We start from the raw sequence: 23,416 nt of genomic DNA on the forward strand, positions 1-23,416 counted from the left end.
CGGGTACAGTGAGTGTTTGTGAGGCGACGGAAGGTGCGGAGCGTACTCGAACAGCGGACGCAAAGATCGATAGCGATAGAAATCGGGCTCGGCTGAAACGATATCTTTCTGTTGGTGGTGATACCGCCGCTGAACGGGACGATAGCAGGGGAGTACGGTAGACACGAATGAAGCTCGAACTCATCGTTCTCGAGGGGCCGCAGGTGGGACGTCGCGTTACGCTGACGGACCAGCCGCTGGTGATTGGCCGCGCCCCGGACGCTCCGTTGCCGTTCCCGGCCGATAGCTTCATGTCAGGCCATCACCTGTCTGTGCAGACCGCAGGTGTGGGTGTCCTGCTGATCGATCTGCAAAGTACCAATGGCACCAAGCTGAATGGCCAGTCTATCGCCCAGGCCATGGCGTTTGTCGGCGACATTGTGAAGCTAGGGGGCTTGACCCTTCAAGTTGTGCCGGCGTTGCCGCGGGTTGAAGGCGCGATGTCGCTCGAGCTGCAGGTCCCAGTAACCCGGTCGTTCAGCGATTCAGGGAAGACCTCGGTGGTTCGGCCGGTGCAGGCGGTGCGATCGCCGCAGCTTTCAGACTCGGCGCGCCGCGAACAGAGGGCCGCACTGAGTCCCACCTCGGTGCTGGTGCGCAGCCTTTGCCGCAGGCCGCTGTACTGCCTGCTGGACGCAGGCGCGAGCGAAGTCATCCCAGCCCTCTTGGCGTTGGCGCCGGAAAACCACGAGTCTCTCTACGACGGTGAGGCTGCGGAGACGATGGCGCAATGGGCGCCGTACCTTGTCGAGCTTCCCCCCGATGGCCCGCTTCTGGATGTGCTCGTCCGGCAGGGCTGGGGCAAGGGCTGGGCCAGTTACTTCACCTCCGCTGCTCCGTTCGAGGAGCTGCGTCAGCACTTCCGCCGGTTTCTTCTGGCACAGCTCGAGGGCGGAAATGAGATTTCGTTCCGGTTCTACGATCCCAGGGTCCTGCGGGAGTTTCTTCCGAGCACCAGCGCGCAGGAGCTGAGGATCTTCTTTGGAGCAGTGTTTTCCTGGCTCGTCGAAGCTGAATCTCACGGGACCGTGCTCGAGATGAAGCTGACCGACGATAGCCTCGAGACAACCCCGCATACCATCTCAACGCCATAATTTCATGTCCAGCGGGTTGGGCAGGATCGTCTCCGCCCAAGGCCTTATCTGATCAGGCGTATCTGAAGCTCTGAAATTGCAGCGGCGTCGGGAGATAACTTCCCCGACGCCGCTCCTGGTTCCAAGCTGTTACTTCGTGGGTTGCGAGAAACGTCTTACCGCAGCGAAGTCCTGTCCTTCAGCACCCATTTCCCATTCTGTTTCACGAAGGTGTAGTTGAAGGGGTTGGTTCTTGGGCTGTCGCTCTTGTCGTATTGGGTCGTCTCATCGCAGCGCTGCGTTGCGGTGTCGCCGTTGATGTTTGGCTGACCCTGGCACTTGTCACTCATCTTCACCATCGATGCAGATTCAAAGACGCCCTTGAAGTTCTTGCCCTGGCTTCCCGCGTTGAGCCACGCTGCCTGAAACTGGCCCATGTTCCGGCTCTGGAAGGCGGCCACGAAGTTCGAAACCGCAGCCTGAATTCCCTTGTAGTCGGCGCTGTGATCCTCGGCGGCAGGCGCTGCTGGCTGGACGACAGTGGCCGGTTGGACTGGAGCGGCCTTCGCCATCAGGTTCGCGAGCACCGACTGCGAGCCGACGTTGATCCTGCCGGTCATGTGTGCGGGCTGGAAGCCGTCCTTGCTGATATCGATCGAGTAGGGGCCGGGCTTGAGGTTCGCCAGATTGACGATGCCTGAGCCGTCTGCCGTGCCACTGCTCTGGCCATTGTTGAAGGAGACCTGCGCGCCGGGCGTGGTCTGGATCGAAAGGATGCCGGTCGCCGGCGCCATCGGTGAGAGCGGCTGCCGGAAGGACGCAGGTTGCCCGCTCGTAATCGTGACGGTGCGACCCGAAATTGGTTCGAAGTTATCCAGGCTGATATCGACCGTATGGTTCGACGCGCTCAGGGAGTTGATGGTGAGTGAACCGGACTGATCCGCATGTCCCTTCGCCTGGCCATCCACCGTGACGAGAGCGCCGGGGCTGGTCTGGACGATGAGGCTACCTGGCGCCGAGGCTACTGGCGTGGGCGCGGGAGGTGGCGCCACCTTGACCGGCTGCTTCAGGGTGAACGCGTCCGTCAGGCTCTTGCCGGCTGCGATGAGGATGGTGTGCTTCGGTGTGGTGTCCGAACCATCTTCATTGAGGTATTGAATGGTGTGCGATCCAGCCTCGAGGGTGAGCGTACCTTGCTTCTTCAGGACTTCGCCGCGGGAATGGTCATCCACCATGACCTTGAATCCGGGCAGGTTGCTTTCCATCACGAGAGTGCCGGAGTTGCTGGCGGGAGGCTGTTTCGCCATGGCGATGTTGTCGACCACGGCGTCGCCGGCCTTTACCTCGAGCTTGTCGTTGTAGGGATCGTAGCCATCCTTGGTCACCTGCAGCAGGTGGGTACCGGGGCTCACTGGCACCGACAATGAACCATTGGCGTCGGCTGCGCGAGGTGTGCCACCGTCGATGGAAACAAGCGCTCCGGCGGGAGCCTTCGCAATGCTGATGCGGGACTCGGTCGGAGCGACGGGCGCTGCTGGTGGCGGTTTGCGCAGGACGAGCACGCCCACACCGCCGATCACAGCGCAGGCCGCCAGGCCGCCCAGGCCGAGGATGAGCGGCGAAACCGGCTTGCGAGCCGCGGGCGCGTCGGGCAGGTCCGCCAGCGGATCCACGATGATGGTTCCGGTCGGAGCGCTCTGCGCCTTCTTGGCCGCTTGCCCGATTCGACGCCAGTCAGCCTGGCGGTTGGCATCGGCGAACTCCACCATCTCATTGGCGGAGCGGAGCGCCGTCATGGCGCCGTTGACATCGCCTGCGAGCAACGCAGCGCGAGAGGTCTCAATCGACTGGGTAACTACCTTTTGCGCGTGGGCGACACGGGCACGCTTCACGGCCTCGGCAGCTTTGGTCAGCTCGTCCGATTCGCCGTATGCAAGCACGACGGCCTGCAGGGACTCAAGCGCGGCAGGGAAGTTGGCCTGCTGCGAAGATGCCTCCGAGGTGGCGATCGCCTGCTTTGTGACTTGCCTACGGGTGCGCTCGGCCTCGATCGAGTGGAGCAGATCCTCGGCGTCCGGATTGTGCGCACCAGTCGCGAGATAGTCGCTGAGCAGTTTGATCGCGTCGTCGAGCTCGCCGCGTTCCCGATGCGAGACGGCACGCTTCAGGATCGCGTCGCGCTTGCGAACAACCGCCTGCTGCTGCGTGCGAACGTCCTCCAGAAGGCCTGACAAAGTCGCGTCGCCGGAGTCACGAATCTCCGGGGACTGGAGGGCGGACTCCAGTGCTCGGGCGGCGTCCTCGAGCCGCTCCTGCGACATCAAAGAGCGTGCCTCGGTCGCGGTGCGCTCCACCAGCGCCCTGCGACGCTGATTGGCCAGCTCCTGTCGGGACAATATCAGCAGATGGTCCACTTCGGCATGGCTTCCATGTTCGAGTTGGTAGGCCTCGAGCACCCCGATCGCCTTGTCGAACTGTTCGCCCTTGAGGAACTCGCGGGCCTCGCGCAGTGATTCGTCGAGCAGCTGCTTCTCGCGGGCTGCATCGGCCTGCTGCCGCAGCGAGCGCTCGGCCGCCATCAGGCGTTCATCCCCGGGGCGATGCTGCAGCGCCTGCCTCAGGATGTCGATGGCCTTTTCCGGATCGGAGGCGAAGGCCTCCTGTGCTGAAGCCACCGCGCGGTCCACGAAGCGGATCGAGTCGAACTTCTGCGCCGCGGTATCGACCTCCAGCTTCAGCCGATGGAGCATGGTCTCGTCGGGTAGCTTGTCGATCGCGCGGCTCAACAGGTCCGTGGCCTGCTCGTAGTTATCGGCGCGGAGGAACTCGTTGACGTGACGGTGAATCTCTTCGAGCAGCTGGCGGCGGCTCTCCCGTTCCCGTGCGCGAGCCAACTCGTGGCGCAACTCGTCGAGAACCGGATGCGAGCGGTCGACCGCCTCGGCTTCCGCGAGGATCTGCGCGACCTGGTCGAAGTTCTTCGCTGCGAGCCCGCTTCTTGCCGCGTCGAACAACGTTGCCAGCTGGGCTTCCTGGGCCTCGCGCTCCAGCTGTTTGGCGATGGCCGCCCGCAGTGCGAGGAGCCGCGTGTTGTCGGGATCTTCGCGGACGGCAGCTTCGGAGATGCGCAGGGCGCCGGTGATGTCGCCGCGGCTCTTTGCCGCCTCCGCCTCGTTGATAGAGGCGATGCACCTGTCATAGCGCTGCTTGGTCTCTTCGACCGACGCGATGCGGGCCTTCAACTCCGGCGATGCAGGGTCGACGCGTAGCGCTTCCTTCAGCTGGGCGAGCGCCTCGGCATAGTTCTCGACCGCGAGGAGTTCATCGGCACGGACAAAATATTCTCTGAGCTTCTCGGTCCGCTTCCGCTTGTCCTGGTGTTCGCGGACGATCTTGCGAAGCTTGCGTACCTGCGTATTCGATGGGTCCAGCTTGAGGGCTTCGTCGAGCAGATCCAGCGCAGGCTCGTAGCGTGTCTCCACGGTGAGGCGCTCGGCATCGTCGAAGAGCTTAAGGATGCGGGTCTCCTTAATGTCTTCAATCACCTCGTGCAGAGCGTCCGCGAAGTCCTCGGCTGTAGGGAACCGCTGATCGGGATTCTTCGCCAGGGCCTGATCCATGATGGAGTCAAGCGCCTCGGGGTAATCGCGCAGGTGTGCCCGCAGCGGCGTCGGGGCCTCATTCACAATCTGATACGCCGCAGTCATCTCGCCGCCGGAGAACGGAAGCCGCCCGGTGAGGAGAAGGTAGAGCATGACGCCGGTGGAGAAGACGTCGACGCGCCCATCCATCGCTTCATTCTTGAAGCGCTCGGGCGCGATGTAATGCAGGGAGCCGATCACCTGGCTTGTCTGGGTCAGATCAGTGGTGCGCTCCAGGTCCACCATCTTCGCGATGCCGAAGTCGATGATCTTGGCCACGCCATTGGCGGTGACCATGATGTTGCCCGGCTTGATGTCGCGATGGATGAAGCCCTTCTGGTGCGCATATCCAAGTCCGGCGCAGACCTGCTCAATAATGCTGAGCTTGAGAAGCAGGTCCATCGGCTTGCCGGAGTCGATCATCTCCTTCAGCTCTTCGCCGTCGACAAATTCCATCGCGAGGAACGGTCTCCCGTCCGGGGAGAATCCGCCCTCGTAGATCTTCGCGATGTTCGGATGATCCAGTGCGGAGGCTTTGGCCTCGAGTTCGAAGCGCGCGAGACCGTCTTCCTGCGCTGACAGGAAGGGGCGCTTAATGGCGACGCGACGTTCTTTGTCGTCCCGGGCGAGAAGAACCTCGCCCATGCCACCGCTCTTAAGACTCTTAATGACGTGATATGAGCTGTACTTCCCCTGGATCGTTGTATCCGTCATTGAATGTGGGATTCCTACCGGAAAATATACACCTCACGTTCGTGATTGGCAGGTCAACTTCCGCACGAACTCAAACACGGGTGAAGGCACCAGCCTGGGCGTCCGCAACTTCGGCATTCCTGGCGCGATTGCGTTTCCCAGGTCCTCTTCGTCACGCTGCGCGCGAGGGCTTCCATGCTCCGGATTGGAAGGCTTGCGGAAGCGCCGCTCTCGCAGCAGGTGAAACCGGTACCGGCTAGCTGCACCTTTGAGATATGACGGGGAAGAAAAAATTGGTTCCACTATCTCTGGGCTGGAGTAGTATGGTCGGCTCCCGCGACTTCGCCGGTTAGGATGACAGCTCCCTGAAACGCCGTGCCGGCGATAGCTATATAGGTCGATCTGCAAAAGGAGGTATCAACGGCATCTTCCAACGAGCGATATCTCCGTGAATCCGATGGGGCGCATTATTTGACAGTCGACTTTCCCTCCCTGGGCAGTGCAGCAGGGGGAGCGGGGCGATCTTGTGTGCGGCATTTCCAGCTCGACAGTACTCCGCAGCACTAGCTGGGCCGCACGCAACGGGGCCTATCTTGGGAACGATTAACACCAAGTTGGGTCAGCATGTCGCTTGTGTGAATGCAGTGCCGAGACGGGATTCTCGAGATGTAAGTTGAGGGCTTTTATGCTTTGACTTGCCTTACCCTGCATGCTAGGTTGATCTGCACAGGTTCACGACCAGGATTTTTAGGCCATGCATTAGACGTTGCTGCGTTCATTATGTAAGCGCGTTAAGCGCTTGGCGACTCGAATCGCAGCGAGTGTGTTTCGGGCCCGCGGCAGGTGATCGATTTGGTCATCCTGAGTTGCCCGCAGTTTCTGTTTTGCCAGATCGTTCGCTATGGGAAAGCTCTACCCGGCTTATGAGCCGGTGGGTGAGGTATGCCCAATCGCCGTCTCCCACGGTCCGCTGGATGCCTGGGCGACTCCTGTTGGTATTGCGTCAAGTCTGCAGCTGGTGTTTGGAGATCTCTATGAACTTGCGTCCGTGGTTCCGCGTCTGTGGCAGTGTCGCTTCCGCCATTCTTTCTGTCGTCGTGTCAGGCCTGGTGATGGGGACAGGGGTCTCTGTGCAGGCCCAGAGCTTAGCCATGGCTCCCACGACGGCTCTTGGAGCGACCAGCGCGACACAGACGGCAACGGTAACCATTACGACGGCGGGTACGCTGGCGAACATCAATGTCTTGACGCAAGGCGCAGCCGGACTGGATTACGCCTTCGTCGCCGGTGGTACCTGTGCCACGACGACGATGTACACCGTCGGGCAGACCTGCACGGTCAGCTTCACCTTTGCCCCGTCGAAGCCCTGGACACGCTACGGCGCTATCTCGCTTTCCGATTCTTCTGGCATTCTCCTGGGAAATATCTATCTCGTCGGAACTGGCACGGGCCCGCAGGTGAGCTACCCCCTGGGCGCTTCCAGCGTACCCACGATTCTCGCCAATGCTTTCCTGCACCCGAAGGGCATTGCGGTAGACGGCAGCGGAAACGTTTATGTTGCCGACACGGGCAACAGCACCATCACCGAGCTGGTCGCGGTGGGCGGCGTCATTCCGGCGAACCCCTCGCCTCTTACGCTGGGGACCGGCTTTTCGGGGCCTACCTCCGTCGCCGTCGATGGCGCAGGCAACGTCTTCGTCGCCGACACTGGCAATAACATGGTCAAGGAACTGGTCGCAGTCAACGGAGTGGTCTCGACGACGCCTGTGATCGTTTCGATCGGAAGCGGTTACTCCTCTCCCTCCGGCGTTGCTGTGGACGCGAGTGGCAATGTCTATGTCGCCGACACCGCAAACAATGCAGTGGAAGAGATTCAGTCGGTGAATGGAGTCATCCCGGCGGCCGCTACTCCGGTTACGTTGAGCAGCGCGTTTTCCATGCCGACCGGCATTGCCGTGGATCCGAGCGGGAACGTCTATGTCGCCGACACGAATAACAGTGCGGTGAAGGAGATCGTCGCTGTAGGCGGCGCGATTCCCGCCACCCCGACGATTACTCCCCTCGGCACAGGCTTCCAGCTTCCGACGGGAGTGGCGGTTGATGGCAACGGCAACGTCTATGTGGGCGACTCGGGTAATAACGCCGTCAAGGAGATCCTGGCCGTGTCCGGGGCAATCCCTGCCAGCCCCACCATCGTCACGCTGAGCAGCGGATTCACGTCGCCCTCCGGGCTGGCGGTGGATGGCAGCTTCGATCTCTATGTCACCAATACCGGTGGCAACGCAGCTGCAGAACTGAACGCGCAGACTGCGCCGACGGTAAACTTCGCCTCCACAGCTGTTGGCCAGACGAGCACGGATAGCCCGGTGACAGTGCCGATCGCCAACACGGGCACGGACCCGCTCATCTTCGCGATCCCGGGGGCGGGCAGCAACCCTGCCATCTCGACGAACTTTACAATCGGCGCTGCGTCCACGTGCCCGCAGACGAATTCGACGGCTACCACGCCGGCGCAGCTCGCTCCCGGCGCCAGCTGCACGAATATCGTCAGCTTCTCGCCGCTCATGGCAGGAACGATCAGCGGCGCTCTCGCGATCACGGACAACAATCTCAATCTGACGACGTCGACCCAATCCATCACACTTGCTGGCCAGGCGACACCCGGAACCGTGACGCTCGCGATGTCCACGCAGTCGGTGCCAGTCAACACCGCCTCCGTGACGTTGTCTACTTCGCTCACGTACGGCAGTGGCCCGGCACCTACGGGCGCCGTAACGTTCTCGGTGAACTCGGGAGCCGCTATCCCGGCGACTTGCACGGGATCGTCTTCGCCCCTGCAGTGCACGGCGACTTACAACACTGCCAGCCTGACCGCAAATACCTATGCGGTCACTGCCAACTCGGCCGCAGACAGCAATTACAACAGCGCCACGACCGGTACCACGCTGACGATCACGCAGGCAACGCCAACGATTGCACTTGGAACTTCGGGTGCGTCGAGCACAGTGAATGGCTCCGTTACCCTGACGGCGACTGTGACGCCGACCAGCGGCATCACCCCTTCGGGCAAGGTCGCGTTTTCAACCACCGTCGGCAGCGCGACTTCGACGATCTCGGGTTGCGGTTCGGTCGCGCTGGTGGCATCTGCGGGCCCGACGTTGACGGCGACCTGCACGACCACCAGCCTCGTCGCGGGATCGAATTCAGTGAACGCAACGCTCCAGGCGGACACGAACTTTGTCTCGGTCACCTCGAGCAGCATCACCCAGGCCGTGGCGCAGGGGACTCCAGCTATCACGCTCGGCACCTCCGGCGCGAACACCACGGTAAACATGCCGGTAACTCTCACGGCCACCGTGACGCCGAATAGCGGCATCACGCCGAGCGGCACGGTCGCATTCAACACGGTGCTGGGCGGAGTGACATCGACGATCGCCAACTGCGGCACGGTGGCCCTGGTTTCAGCCGCGGGCCCCACCCTGACCGCGACCTGCCAGACCAGCACCCTTGGCCTCGGATCCAACTCGGTAACGGCCACGATTGCGGCCGATAGCAACTTCTTCACTGCTACCTCAGGCAGCGTAGTCCAGACGGTCGCTGTTGCTCCGACAACCCTCGTGCTGTCACCGACCACTGCGTCAACCGTGGATAGTGCGATCACTTTTACCGCGACCCTGTCCTCAACGTCAGGCTTTAGCCCCCTGACCGCAGGCGGTACCGTTGGATTTACGGCAGGCGGCGTAACGATCCCCGGTTGCGCGGCTGTGAGCGTTAGCGGGACCAGCCATACAGCGACCTGCACCACGAGCTCGCTGGTCGCCCCTGCCGACCAGATCGGAGCTTCTTATACCCCCGATACGAACTTTGCGGCATCCACCGCGGCCCCCGTCACACAGACGATGGCCAAGAACACCCCTGTCATCAGCGTCAGCTCGACTCTGCCGACCACTGCGGTCGTGAATCAGACGGTGACATTTACCGCGACCGTAACGCCGAATGGAGCCTCAGGGGCAGGTGTTGTCCCAACCGGTAGCATCATCTTCTCCAAGGGGGGCACGCAGCTATGCGGAGCCGTCGTGGTGGCCGGGAACTCCGCAACAGGCACCGGTACGGCATCCTGCGCTCCCAACTTCACCACGTCGTTCTCTTCGACGAACATCGTCGCTACGTACAGTAGCGACGCGAACTTCTTCGCCGGAACTCCCGGAACCGTGGCACAGACCGTTCTCGCCGCGCCGACGGCAACCGCAGTGACTTCCAACCCGACCTCGGTAGGCGTCAATCAGAATGTCACTCTCACGGCCACCGTGACAGCGGCGAACTCCGGCGCAGGTTATCCGGGCACGCAGACGCCGCAATCCGGCACGGTGAACTTCTACGACTCGGTGAATCCGACCACGTCGATCTGCAGCTCCCCAGTCTCCGGCGGAGTCGTCCAATCGACCTGCTCCTACGCCCCCGCATCCCTCGGCACACACGTCATCACGGCGAGCTTCACTTCCACCGACAATAACTTTGCGAGCACCTTGGCGTCGGCTATGACGGGCGCAACGATCACGGTTGGGACCTCCAGCGTTGGCCTCGCTCTCACCGCCTCCGGGATTTCGGGAATCACGGTGAATCAGTCGGGAAGCTTCATGGCGAGCTTCAACACCTTCCCAACAGGTCTGACCTCCTCACCCGGAACGATCACCTATTTTGATGGCTCCACCGCGATCAGCGGGGCTACCTGCTCCAACGTGCCAGTCTCGACGACAGGTACTCTTCCAGGGGCCTGTTCCTACGCGTTCGCAACGGCGGGCCAGCACCCCATCTCGGCTATCTTCACTCCCGGACCGGGAGGGGCATCCTTCTCAACGCTCACGTCGAACGTCGTGACGGTCACACCGGCAAAGACTGCGACCACGTTGAGCATCACGTCGCCGACGGCTGGCGCCACCGCGACAACCGATCAGGTTCTTGCGTTCTCAGCAACCGTGGCGCCAGTGACGTCCGGAGCCACCACACCGAGTGGATCGGTGGTGTTTGCGTACTCTCTTGGCGGAGGAGCCGCGACCACGATCTGTACTGCCTCAGTCACCACGGCTGCAAGCACCTCGTCTGCTGCGTGCAGCGGTCCGCTCCCGGCGACGGGAACGTACACCATCACGGCAACCTACTCCAGCGATTCGAACTTCTCGGCGCCAGCTTCTCCCACAGCAGTCAGTCAGACGGTAACGAAGACGGCAACCACCCTTGCGCTGGTAACGCCAACGAGCGCTGCCATCAATACCGCCGGGACATATACCGCAACCGTTTCACTGCCGGGATCGATCACTGACTCGGCCTCGGGGCTCGCGATGCCTACCGGGACGGTCACCATCACGGACCTCAACAATCCAACCGTCACGTGCACCGCAAATGTGGTCGCCGCTACCGGAGTAGCATCCTGCTCCCTGACGCCTATCTCGTCAGGATCCCACTCGATCAGCGCCTCTTACAGCGGAGACGGGAACTTCTCGTCCAGCGCGGTACCGACGCCGCAGACCGTATCCGTGGCACTGGAAACGCCGACCTTGACGCTGACCCCCTCCGCGACAAGCATCGTAGCGACTCAGTCGGTCACCTTCACTGCGGTTCTGTCGTTCCCAAGTGCTCAAACTGCGGATACGCCGACGAACTTGCCCACAGGCATCAGCATCAGCCCGGCCGGTTACTCCTGCAGCAATCCGACGCAGACCGGAAGTGTCACTTCATACACCTATACCTGTGTCGTACCCACAGCCGCGACGAGCTCCAGTACCATCCAGGCCGCCATCACCTACGGTGGAGACGGCAACTACAACGCGGTCACTGCAACTCCGGTCACCGTGGCTGTTCAAACCTTCACGCCGACCGTCGTTGTATCGTCCAAGAGTTCCACGATCAGCTTTGCGCAGGGATACACCAGCGCCTCTGATCCGTTCAACCCTGCGGTGATCAAGGTGACCGCGGCTACGACCTCCGGCTTCGTCGACCCCCTGGCGATCACGGCATGCTCTGTCACTTCCGGCGGCACATTGGTTTCGACCCTGACCTGCGCGCCAACCCCTGCCTCGGGCACGATCTCCGGGCAGACGGTTGTGGTGAGCCCAACTTCGCAGAGCACTGTAACTCCTATTGGCACGAGCTACATTCTGAATGTCACAGTTACAGACACTGCGAACTCGAATTTGAAGATGACGGCGACTCAGCCGCTTACCATCGTCAACTTCCCAGCTTCGGTCAATGTCTTGTCTGTCGGCACGGTGACGGCACAGTTCACGGCGACGGCTGGCCAGACGGGCCTCCAATGCGGGACGGAAGTCTACTCGTTGGTAAGTGGCACGTATGTCGACGATGGCCTGCTTAGCAACATCAACGTATCCTGCTCAAACTTCGCCGAGAATCCAGCGGGAACCTATACCTTCACGCTTACGGCAGGTACCAAGCTGTCCCTCCTGGAAAAGGGCGGTGGAAAGATTGAGTGGGCCTATATGGCCGCACCGTTCCTGCTGTTGCTCGGCCTGCTTCCCAGGATGCGGAGATCGCGCAAGGCGCTGTTGCAGGGAGCACTGATCTTCATCGTGGGACTTATTCTGTCCCAGGCCACGGGGTGCAGTAGCGGCGGGTTTGTCAGGTCCAACGGCGCTGGCGCCCTGGATGGTTCTTATCTGATAAACATCAAGTCGACGAGCGGAGCAACGGTGGCTGAAGTTCCATTCGTTGTCCAGGATTGATCCGGATGCCTTGGCCAAGCCAGACGGACTCCAGAAGCGGTCCCAAGCGATCCTTTTTTCAGGGCCCAGACCGCTTCGCTATACGCAGACGAATGAACCGGAACGCCAGGTGAGCGAAATGACCGCAGAACGACGGAGCGCAGGGATGAAAGCTATTAGAAGGATGATTGTGATGGCTGCCGGGTGTCTGGCGGTTTTGGGGGCTGACGGCCAATATGTGAATTGCGGGAGCAGCACAGCCACCCAACTAGTGTGCCTTGTGCCGTATGGCACCGGCGCGGCGAATCAGACGAATGGCACGGCAATTCCCACGACGTCGATCTTCAACGCTCCCATTGGCTCGCAGTTGACCCAGCTACCTTCGGCGTCGTCTGCTCCAGGTACGGTGATCTTGACCATCCACGGAAATCCCGAACCGTATTACAACCTCGGCCCAATTCTGATCGATCGTCCGGACAGTGTGGGGCAAGGGCATTTGATTGTCGGTTTCAGTGCACAGCAGTACAGGTTTGACCACCTGGACGGTACTCCCATTAACGCTGTTCCTCTGGTTTTTGTTGAAGGCTCCGGCTCCAACGTGCAAACGTATGAGCAGACAGAGAAGGCCGACATCAGGCTGAATCAATATACGTTTGTGGGCATCCTTGGACTCCCCAAGAAGACGGATATCAGCGTAACTGTCCCTTATAACCGAATCGCCATCGGCGCGACCTCCACGCCAACTGCCGTTTACACCAGTAGCTCTGTCAATACCGCGCAAGGTCATTACAACGCAGGATTTGCCAAGGGCATCGGCGATATCGTGCTGAACGCCAAACATGTCCTCTGGAGTGGTGGTGACGAGGGCAGAATGTCCGTTTCAACGGGCTTCGGGCTTCGCCTTCCTACTGGCGATGCGCTGAATTACCTCGGTTCAGGTGCGTATGGATATAACGTCTACGCTCTGGCTGCCGACAAGCGCCGCTTCTCGACGCACGTGAAGATCGGTTACCAGTGGAACACCAATTCGGTGCTTCTGAACGTCTCCGGGGCTGCAGGGCAGAATCAGCGGCTTCCTGGTGGACTTCAGACCGCTGTGGGCGCGGATTTCGGGGCCACCCGTCACTTCACCATCTCGGCCGATGTTGTGTCGAATGAGTTCCAGAACTCGCCATCGATCAGTGTTGTGCAGTATGGCAGTACGGTCGCCGGCGCCGGCGCCACTGGCACTACCGTGCCTTCTACTGCGTCCTGCCAGACCGGCGTCGTGGCATTGACGGCTGTCTCAACCCTTTGCACTGCGAACATCGTCAACAAGACCTTCACGACCGCGAACTTCAGTGGTGGTATCAAGTGGAAGCCGTTCGTGCGAGGCGGCCTCGTGCTCTATGGAAACGTTCTTGTTCCGATCAACGACGTCGGCCTGCGTAGCAAGCCATCTCCGTCCGTCGGAGTCTCTTATAACTTCAAGGGCCTCGACAAGGCGCCTAGTTGGTTGAACCGGTAATCCGCAATATACTCTGGCTCTATCAATCTGCCCTGGCGACGGCCAGGGCGATTGTGTTTCTAGAACGGGTCGCCTGGAGCTTCTACGACGCCAAGGAGTGATGCCGGCAGTCTTCGTCCGCTTCTTGCGGTATGGTCTAGATCGCCTGCCAGGTCCGCTCTACAACGGGACGGCAATAGCCTCATCCAGTAACTAGCCGCAGAGCATCGCCTCCGAAGCCCGCAAAATCGAGGGCTCGGCCGATACTGCCATGCATTGCGGTGGAACCGCGGTGGCAATCCTGCGTGATCCGTTTGCCATGCCCAGGCAGCGCACAGCGCTTCCGTGATCGTGGTCGCGAGCATAGCTCGTGCGCCCGAGAGGCTCCAAGATCCGGGACGATGAGGCATGCTAGCTGGCTTCTGTGCTGTCGTCGTCGTGTTTTCCTGCGAACGGCGAAAGGAGACGGCACTGCGCAGCCTAGTGGCGTGATGACTGCACCGCACCCAACCCACTCGCACGGACAGAACGCCTGCCGTCGGACCACGAATGGAGGACCCGCTGCATTCGCTGTTGGTTGGATAAATGGTCGGGACGACTAGATTCGAACTAGCGACCTCACCCACCCCAAACCCGGAATAGTGGGAATTTGCTCAACTTTGCTGGATTTTTCGGCACGTTGAAGAGCGCCAAAAAGCGCTTCAAAACCCATATTGCACCTTTACTGCACCCACAGTTGCACCCACGCTGGCAACCGCGACCACGCGGCACGAACGGCAACGCCAGCCTGGCTCTGATTCATATATGCCGCAGTCGATAGCCATTTCGCTGCGTCGACGAAGCCGAGTGCGAGGCCGTGCGGGACATTGACAACTGACAGGGCCTCGTCATCGAATGAGGTTAATGTCTCGGGGGAAGGCGCGAGAACACCGATCCCCGGAGTTATGTGCTACTTCATGAGCAGCACGACGATGAGAAGAACCACGGCCACCACGAACCGCCAGTCGACGGCGATCGTGGCATGGATCCAGGCAAGCTCCTGGGGTACAGGCGACGTCACTTGGCCTGACGTCGCTAATTTCTATTTAACTTGCGCATCGCTCTGTAACAGGTTGTCGTGCTTCACGCCCTTGAGCCTGAGGCCGAGCGGCTGTGGCGATTGAGCCTGGAAATGAATTCCCGCTTTGGTGGTATAGGCGAAAGGGCGCGGGTCTCATAGCGTCAGCAGCATGGCTGATCTATCGCACTACGGCGACACCGTTCTTATCGAGAGTTTGTCGGATAGCTCCAAAGCGAAGAAGCTCACCCGATTAGCACTGGAACCCGGGGAAACTGATAAGAAGTGCAGTGAACGTTGGCTGCAACGCTTGATCATGACCCATCCAGGCTTGCTGCCAATCTCGCAGGTGGAACCGGTGTTTGAATCTATGGTTCCGATCTGCATGGAACTGCCTATCCGAGATCGGTTTGTCGACAACGTCTTTGTGACCCCCAACGGTCACATCGCGATCGTCGAATGTAAATTGTGGCGAAATGCCGAGGCGCGTCGTAACGTCATCGCTCAGGTCATTGAGTACGCAAGTGAGCTGAGCAAGCTCAGCTATGAAGAGTTTGAGTCCGCTGTGCGGAGAGCGGAACCGGTGCAAGATGACACTCCAGCGGGGGCTAGTACGCTCTTTGAGATGGTGACGGAAGGGGAGGGTGTCGATGAGGCAGCTTTCCACGATGCCGTGACGGAGACCCTTCGCCGCGGTCGGATTCTGATCATCATCCTAGGAGACGGTATTCGACAGGGATTGGAGACGATGGCTGGCTTCCTCCAGCAGCATGCCGGACTACATTTCACTCTGTGCTTGGTCGAGTTGGCTCTATTTGAACTCCCCAACAGCAATGGCGCGATCATTGCACAGCCGCGCATCGTGGGGAGGACTACAAACATTGAGCGTGGCATCGTGGTGCTGGATGATTCACGCATCTCTATTAAGCCACTTCCTACGAAACCGGGAGTGGTTGCACAGCCCAGTAGCATCAGTTCGGAGAGCTTCTACGAAAGCCTAGATGCTGCGGCCCCTGGTGCGAGCGCCGGCCTGCAAGCGCTATTGGCCGACCTGGATATTCTTGGGGTCAAGCCGGACTTCAAGGCCAAGACGCTAACGCTGCGATGGACTACTGACCGGGTGAACTGGAACCTCGGTACGTTTCACAATGATGGCGCACTCTGGATGGATTACCACTCGCAGCAGGCTCGGAACCTGAACCTGATCGAGGAAAGCCGTGCATACCTACAAAGACTTGCCGAAATCACTCCCACGGCGACGGTCGCTCAAGCAGCTTCTGGAAAAGGATGGGGACTGCATCGTGTTGGGGTTGGACCGCTGAAAATAGTCAACTTCTTGACGGATGTCGGTCGGAAAAAGTGGGTGGTCGCGATCGAGTCCTTCCAGCGGGATGTCGATAAAGCCTACCCTCAATAGGCTTGAGTGTTGCTAATTGCTCCCCACGAGTACATCGAGTCATGCGTGCTGTTCTTGCCAGCATCGCGTCAGGAACAGCGGACAATATGCGGACGCGTCGGGATGAACACAAGGAAACGATTGAGACGGTTGTCGTAAGGTTTGACAACCATGCTAGGTCTATACAGGAACCCGGCTCAGCTCTTCCCGGGCAACAAGTCGCAGCCTAGCCGCACGCCCGCGAGACTGTGCTCAAGAGGGCTCCAAAGCCTTATTTCACGGTTCTTGCTCCCACCATAGCTCCCAAGCTGGCATCCGCGACCTCCGGCTAACGGTCGGATCGAATTTCTCTTCTCTTGGGGCGACATCTTTCGTAATCTCTACTCACTCCCATGCTGAACCCGACTGTTGAGTTTTTCCGTCTTCTCCCGTTACCAATAAAGATTGGTACGCCAGTGGTGGCTCTTGTGGCCGCAGCAGGGGCCGTGAGCCTGTACGCAAGAACGCGTCGAATTGTAAAGCTGATGCGCCAGTTTTGCCTTTTCCTCGGTTCGGTTGACGACGTACCCGATGCCCATCACGCTGGAGCTACGGCTCAGGTCTTTGATCGGTTGAGAACCGAGGGCGGATCATTATCAGGGCCACTGATGGCTTGGTGGCAGCGTTGTGAAGACGCCGCTGAAGCATATGAAGGTCTCGACGGGCACGAAGGCTACTTCCTTACGGATCCACCGACAGAGGTATTGCCATTCGAGACTGTAATGGCATCCATCGCTAGAGACTTCTATCGGTCGCTCCCAGGAGTCTTGACAGGTGCTGGCCTATTTCTAACCTTTGTTTCCATTCTCTCGGCACTTCACGGCGTCCACTACGACAAAGCGAACGCGGTCGAACCTATTACTGGCATCGACATTCTTATCAATGGATTGTCGGGAAAGTTTCTCAGTTCCGTCGTCGCCCTGCTGTGCAGTATTCTCTTCACGTTCTTTGAACATTCTCAGTCCGCTCGCGCAAGAAAAGCGTACGCCGATACGATCAGCACACTGCGGGCGGTGATCCCGCGTTTAACGACAGCACGGATCCTGCTCGACATTCGGAAGTCGTCAGAGGATGCCAGCGTCGAGGTTAAGCACATAAGCTCTGATGTCGTCGCGCGGTTTACGGACGCGCTGAACGACCAGGTTGTTCCTCAGTTAGCTATTTCCATGGCCTCCGGGGTTGCTGGCGCATTCCAACAACAACTCAGCCCAACACTCGACAGGATGACGGGGTCCCTAGACACCCTACAGGGTGCGATCGTGGGCCTTGAAGCCCAGAAGCAATCATCAGTCACTGGTGAGTTCGAGCGACTCTTGCATGGGCTCGAACGATCGATGACGGATGCTCTCGGGAAGATGGCAAGCGGATTCCAAGATGCGCTATCGGGATCCGCGCGCCATGAGTTTACCAACATGCAAGCTACGCTCGAAGCTACGCGCGGCATGCTGTCAGCCATGAACGACCAGTTTGGCGCCACGCAGGCATCCTTCAACGGGGTGATCGCACGAGCGGAAGAGACGACGATGCAGCAGGTGGCGGCCGGACGCGAACAAACCGAACAACTGCATCAGGTAATGCGTGGCGTTCTGGCAAGCATTACCTCAGGAACTGCGGACAATATGCAAACCCTGAGAGATCAACTGAAGGAGACGATCGACCAACTTGTTTCGCAGGTCGAGCTTCATACCAGATCCTCACAAGATTCTGCGTCGACGCTTCTCGGACAGGCGGCATCCTCGTCCCAAGCGATGACCGACCGTCTTGAAGGAGTGCTGAACAGCCTTCAGGATCGTAGTTCCGACTTCGAGCATGCAAGTCAGCAGCTGACCGCTGCGCAAGGCTTTATCTCAGCACTCTTGCAACAGAATGGTACGGCCCTCCAACAACTCGGTGCTGCAAGTGCGGAGGTTCGCGGCTACACGGCCGATCTTCGTGCGCAAGCTCAGTCACTCGGCACTGTTGTGAGTGGGCAGGTTTCTGTCGCGGACCGCCTTTCCGGGGCGGCGACGAAGGTGCAAGAGGCCCTGAACGATCAAGAGGCGCGTCTGAATCGCTACGCATCCAGCCTCCAACAGTTTGAGAAGGTCATGGAAGACTTGGACAAGCGAATCGCAGCCGTCCTACAGGAGTTCGGCAGAGGATTCAATGACTACCAAGCGAGCGTTTCAAAGAACTTCGACAGCATCGTGAAAATCGCCAACGAGCTCATCCCACGGGCCTCGACTGGCTTGGAGACGCGCGTTGCTGAATTCACTGAGCAGATGACAGGCTTCACAGAAGCCATTCAAGACGAGATTAAGAAGGTCAAGGGAGCGGGCGATGGAAGAGTCCGCTAAGACTGACCATCTCAGCAACTCGCTGACGGATTTGATGACATCGCTAATGGTCATTTTTATCCTGTTACTACTCGCGTTCATCAGTCACACGGCATCGAAGGATGCGGCTGTTGCGGATGTTCTTCTCAAGAAGCTGCAAAAGGATCTGAAAATTCAGGGAATCGATAACGAACGGCTCAAGCTCGATCCCCGGGACAAAAATGTCATCCTCGTCATCGTCCCCGGCGACCTCATGCGATTCGAGACGCAGAAGTCGGACCTCAGGTCTGAAGGACGCGACTGGCTCGACGAGAACATTCCAAAATTCTCTTCCATTCTCTGTGCGGCGAAGTACGCCCCCAGCGTAGACTCCATCGTCGTCGAGGGGCATACGGATAAGCAGGGCTGGGCCGGCAAACCAGGGGTAGAGAGTGAAAACGCCAATCTGGCCCTGAGTCAGGAACGATCTATGGCAGTCGTGAAGGAGGCACTGCATTCGCTGGAGGCGCGTCCACAGGAGCGGGACTGCTTCTTGGAAAAGCTTTCGGCTGTTGGCAGAGGACAGCGGGATCCCGAACCTACAGATGAAGAGAGTCGGCGTGTGATCTTCCGCATTCGAGTCAAAGCCACAAATGAACAGAATATAGAGAAGCAGCTCCGATGAAGCATCTAGAGGAGGCTTTCGCACAACTCAAGGTACAGCTCACGGGCTTAGCAATTCCCGCACTCGATGATATCGAAGTGCGTCGATGTCTAAGGGACTTGGTCAGGTTCACAGATGCGGTGTCTAAGCGCTCGCCAAGATTCCACCAAGCCACTGGTCTTGACCCCGAGACTGTTTGGAAGGATTGGGCCGCCGTCGGATTCCGACCTCACGCGCTCTCATCCCGAGAGATGAGAACGCTCTGCGGCTCTCCCCTGACCTGTCTCCGTTCGCAACTCATCGCCGAACTGCAAGCCCGACCGGAGCCCCTAGATAGGTTGGCGAACTTCCTAGGAATTGCGGCCGCCTATTTCAGGTATTGGCGGCCCGAGCATAAATCGATGGCACCGCCGGGTGACATTGAGAACCTCATCGTGAGCCGCCTCGAGACGCGCTATCGAGAGAGCAAGAGCCCTCTTCTAGTCTCTTGGAGGACTGCGGTTGCTTTATTTAGCGTAAACGGCACCGGGTGGGTTGCTGATCGTGTGATGCGTCAGCGGTCTTCTGTTGCCGAGGTGGTGAAGTCTGCCTATGTGGAGCCAACATCCCAGCTTGCGGTGAAGAGTCTCGACCTGGTGGCATTGCGAGCCACCCATGCTCTTATGAGAACTCCGAAAGTGGCTACCGATGCTGTCGTTGGCGAGCAGGCGAAATGGCTTGTGGAAACGGTATTCCAGGACGCGTTGGACCCTAGCACCCTTCGGCGATGTATAGCCGACTTGATCTTGAGCGATCTGCCCGATCGATATTCGCAGATCCGACAACTGCTTATTCAAGTTGTCGGCCGCCATACGAAACTCGGTGATCCGCGGCTCCCAGAAAACGGTCCGAACTGGCGCGAGATTCCGGTTGAGGCAAAAGAGACCTTGGTCTCTTGGCTTGCCGCGCAGTACATACAGCTATTTTTCAACCTTATCGTTCCAGGCAGTGACGAGAATCGTCGGCGCGCGCTTTTTTGGCTGAAGTACGCGGCGAGAAGAGGCTCGATCAAAGATTTCCAGGTCGCGGTTTCAGCCGAAGACTTGCGAAAGGTTGATGGTGTGCCCGCGGCGAAAGGCTTGATGTGGGCACGCGTCAGTGCGGCTTCCAACGCGAGCAGCGCGTTCCTCATGGAATTTCACGCGATGGGTGAGCGCTACATCATCATTGAATTTAGCGAAACCGGTAATGCTGCGTGCATTTACAGGAAGACTATCTTCGAGTCGAATGGCGCGACTCTCCGACGGCGAAGTTTTGGAATGTCAGAGCTTCGCGACACCAAACGACGTGATGACAGCATTAACCACCTGGGTGCATGGGAGCATCCCGCGGCGATGAAGCTGCGGAAGATAGGAATCGTACCGTGACGATAGACCTCCGGGTTTTCAATGGGACTGTCCGCATCAGCGCTGCGGAGGATGCACTGTTGGTGACGCACAGAGGCACGAGCTTTCCCTGGGAGATTTCCGAGGCGTGGCCAGCGGTTGTTCGCGAGAGCGCTACGGGAAGAAGGCTGGTTTTCGACGTCCAGTTGGCTCTGGAGATGGGACTGGGCGATGTCCTGGGCGGAGACTTCGTGGTCCCGTACACGAATTTTGAAAGCCTCGAGCGCGAAGAACTTAAGCTCCATCGGCTCTTCACGAACCCCAGTCCCTTCCTACTTCGGATCGGTCGCAGGGGTGTATTGGGTAGGCCGGACTTCCACTACGAAATTAGCTTTCTGTTAGGGGGAGCCCCAATTCCTTTGGACATCGCGGGCCCATACCTTCGCCGTGTGGCGACGGGAGAGTGCTTCCACCTCGATAGTGCTCAATACGCTCTTGTCAGAGCCCTCAGACAATTCAACTCCTTACCGGCGGAGGAGCGCTCACCTCAAGCCAGCTGGCTGGCATTCGCCGACGTCAAACGACTTTCGAATGAGGTAAATGTATCCCTAGACACTTGGCTTGCTAGTAACGATGTCATCGTGCCCTCCTCGATTGGGCTCGATTTTTACGAGGAGACCGACGGCTCTCTCAGCTTCGTTCCTACGTCGCCCTCACTCGATGGTGCGACGTTCCGTACTCTCTTCCAACAGAGCCGCGATGCCCACGGTCTCTACACGGTGCAGCGTAGTGGCGGTGAGCGAGTGCGGGTCGTGCTGACGGATGGTCAGAAAGAAATCCTCCGACGGATGAAGCGAGTGCAGCGAGTAAGAGGGCCGCTCAGGGAATCGCTCGAGCGAGACCCCCTCCAAGTGTTCGATGGAATCGCGGGAGATGTGACCTTACCGGATTCATATAGTGCTCGGGTAATAGGGATCGGGGCATTCCAGTATGAGCCCGTACCAAGAGCTCCGAATGACGACAGCAGCCTAGCTGCTCTTTGGGGTTCTGACGGTGGTCCCCAGGGCGGTGAATCTGAGGAAGGCTCGCCTGAATCCTCGAGCCCACGCAAGACTCTGTTGATCCGCACCAACCAAGACGAAGTAGACGACGAATACGTTGGCGAGGCCGCTCGGGCCGCCGCTGGCCTCGACGGTTGGGAATTCGTTTCTCCCAATGCGCTAGGAACTGACTGCCGCCTGGATGCGCATCAGCGAGATGGTGTTGGATGGCTGCAACGATGCAGCCAAATTTCCGATCGGCGCGGGGTATTGCTCGCCGACGACATGGGGTTGGGTAAGACACTCCAGATCCTGACATTCATAGCTTGGGTCATTGAGAGCGGAATGTTCCCGGAGCTCTCTCGACCTCGCCCACCGTACCGGCCCATTCTGATCACGGCGCCACTTATCCTCCTAGAGAACCAGACTTGGGAGGATGAGATGAAGCGGTTTTTCAGGGAACAAGGCAACATCTTCCTCCCGGTACTGCCGCTCTATGGCGCAGCGCTTCGGAGTTTTCGGCGGAAGGACCTCGCTGGCACGGAGGGTGTCCTTGGACAGCCAATCCTCGACCTTGATCGGATTCGTCAGCATCGAGTTGTGATCACAAACTATGAAGCGCTGCGCGACTACGAGTTCAGCTTTGCTTACCATCCTGAGGGGCAATCTCTGTGGTCCATGGTTATCTCCGACGAAGCTCAGGAGTATAAGACACCGAATTCTCGGATCTCCCATGCGATGAAGAAGCTTGATCCTCCTTTTCGAGTGGCATGCACCGGTACTCCAGTAGAGACTCGTCTGTTGGACCTGTGGAACATCTTTGATGCGGCACAGCCCGGGCTCCTGGGCTCTGCTCGGGAGTTTGTTCAACGATTCGAAACTCCTGTCGGAGCGTCAGGGGTGAGTGCCCTCAAGAAGGCACTCCTCTATCAGCGTCCGAGCGCATTCATGCTCCGCCGAAACAAACAGGAGGTTCTCGACCTGCCGGAGAAGACTGTGGAGCGGCTCCTGTGCCCGATGTCCCCGGAGGAGATTGAAGCACACAAGACCCTGTCGGAAGGGATGACATCAGCTGGGGCGAAGAAACAAAAGCTCACTCTTCTCAATGACTTCGCACGGCTTTACCAACATCCAGCTCTCTTACGGTCTTCTGGAGATGACCAGACCAGCTCCGCTCTTCGAGCATCCAGCTCAAAACTGCGGGGCGTGGTTGATCTCCTCCATCGAATTAGGGAGAAGGGAGAAAAAGTTCTGATCTTCGCGCGTCATAAGGACGCACAACGCATGTTGGCATCGGTCCTATCTGACGAGTTCGACCTCCCCGTGCGAATTCTCAACGGCGATACACCAACCTCAAGTTCGGCTAGGAACGGTGCGACGCAGACTCGTCGGTTGCTTCTCAACGAGTTCAAACAACGCACCGGATTCAGCGTGATTGTGCTGTCGCCTTTCGTCGCCGGTGTTGGTCTGACGATCGTCGAGGCAAACCATGTCATCCACTACGGTCGCTGGTGGAATCCTGCACTGGAGTCGCAGGCTACGGACCGCGCCTATCGGAGAGGTCAGCAGCGCCCGGTGAGCGTCTACCTACCAATTCTCTACGACCCATCGGGTCAGATCAGGGACTCTTTCGATGAGCTCTTAGATCGGTTGATGACAAGAAGAGAGGAACTGGCGAGGGCTACGCTCGCGAAAGAAGGATTCACACCAGTTGCAGATTCGGAAGACAACACAGGTGAGCAACTCATCGCCTCTCTGTCAACATGATCCTTTAAGGTCGGCGCGTTGCGGTCCATGATACTTCGCGATCTTACGGTCCTGACCTGTCGCGGCACCAGATGACACGGGCAACCGCCACCGGTCGGCCTTCTCGCTGCAAGACTATTCAGCCTCGCCAGCTAGGAAACTCGGCCT

General features: G+C 59.1%; 9 protein-coding genes. 8 read left to right on the top strand and 1 reads right to left on the bottom strand.

Annotated elements, in window-relative coordinates; all coding sequences use genetic code 11:
- The first annotated feature begins 167 nt into the window (after positions 1-167).
- Positions 168-1,133, top strand: a complete 966-nt coding sequence (locus C4S68_RS15235) for a DUF4123 domain-containing protein (protein WP_103933941.1) — start codon at positions 168-170, stop codon at positions 1,131-1,133.
- 155 nt (positions 1,134-1,288) lie between these two features.
- Here the strand turns inward: C4S68_RS15235 and C4S68_RS15240 are convergent, their stop codons facing one another.
- Complete coding sequence (locus tag C4S68_RS15240) at positions 1,289-5,467, bottom strand: serine/threonine protein kinase (protein ID WP_103933942.1); 4,179 nt, start codon at positions 5,465-5,467, stop codon at positions 1,289-1,291.
- A 1,013-nt stretch (positions 5,468-6,480) separates the two neighbouring features.
- Here C4S68_RS15240 and C4S68_RS15245 point away from each other — a divergent pair.
- The 7 genes from C4S68_RS15245 (at position 6,481) to C4S68_RS15275 (ending at position 23,269) form a co-directional block, all read left to right on the top strand.
- Positions 6,481-12,183 (top strand): Ig-like domain repeat protein, encoded by a 5,703-nt coding sequence (locus tag C4S68_RS15245; RefSeq protein ID WP_160115180.1) that lies wholly within the window; start codon positions 6,481-6,483, stop codon positions 12,181-12,183.
- Positions 12,184-12,355: 172 nt separating this feature from the next.
- Positions 12,356-13,669, top strand: coding sequence for a transporter (locus C4S68_RS15250; protein ID WP_146072170.1), 1,314 nt, complete (start codon positions 12,356-12,358; stop codon positions 13,667-13,669).
- Between the two features lie 1,208 nt (positions 13,670-14,877).
- Entirely contained in the window at positions 14,878-16,122 is a 1,245-nt protein-coding gene (locus C4S68_RS15255; protein WP_103933946.1) for a hypothetical protein, read from the top strand.
- A 371-nt stretch (positions 16,123-16,493) separates the two neighbouring features.
- Positions 16,494-18,476: a methyl-accepting chemotaxis protein gene (locus tag C4S68_RS15260; protein ID WP_146072171.1), complete on the top strand. Its 1,983-nt coding sequence runs from the start codon at positions 16,494-16,496 to the stop codon at positions 18,474-18,476.
- On the top strand, positions 18,460-19,119 hold the full coding sequence (locus C4S68_RS15265; RefSeq protein WP_103933948.1) for an OmpA/MotB family protein: 660 nt from the start codon (positions 18,460-18,462) through the stop codon (positions 19,117-19,119). The genes C4S68_RS15260 and C4S68_RS15265 overlap by 17 nt, the downstream gene beginning before the upstream one ends.
- Positions 19,116-20,504, top strand: a complete 1,389-nt coding sequence (locus tag C4S68_RS15270; RefSeq protein WP_103934138.1) for an EH signature domain-containing protein — start codon at positions 19,116-19,118, stop codon at positions 20,502-20,504. The genes C4S68_RS15265 and C4S68_RS15270 overlap by 4 nt, the downstream gene beginning before the upstream one ends.
- On the top strand, positions 20,501-23,269 hold the full coding sequence (locus C4S68_RS15275) for a DEAD/DEAH box helicase (protein ID WP_160115181.1): 2,769 nt from the start codon (positions 20,501-20,503) through the stop codon (positions 23,267-23,269). Before C4S68_RS15270 ends, C4S68_RS15275 begins: the two co-directional genes overlap by 4 nt.
- Positions 23,270-23,416: the final 147 nt, after the last annotated feature.

It is taken from the genome of Bryocella elongata, from assembly GCF_900108185.1.
In the GTDB taxonomy this organism is placed as follows: Bacteria; Acidobacteriota; Terriglobia; order Terriglobales; family Acidobacteriaceae; genus Granulicella; species Granulicella elongata.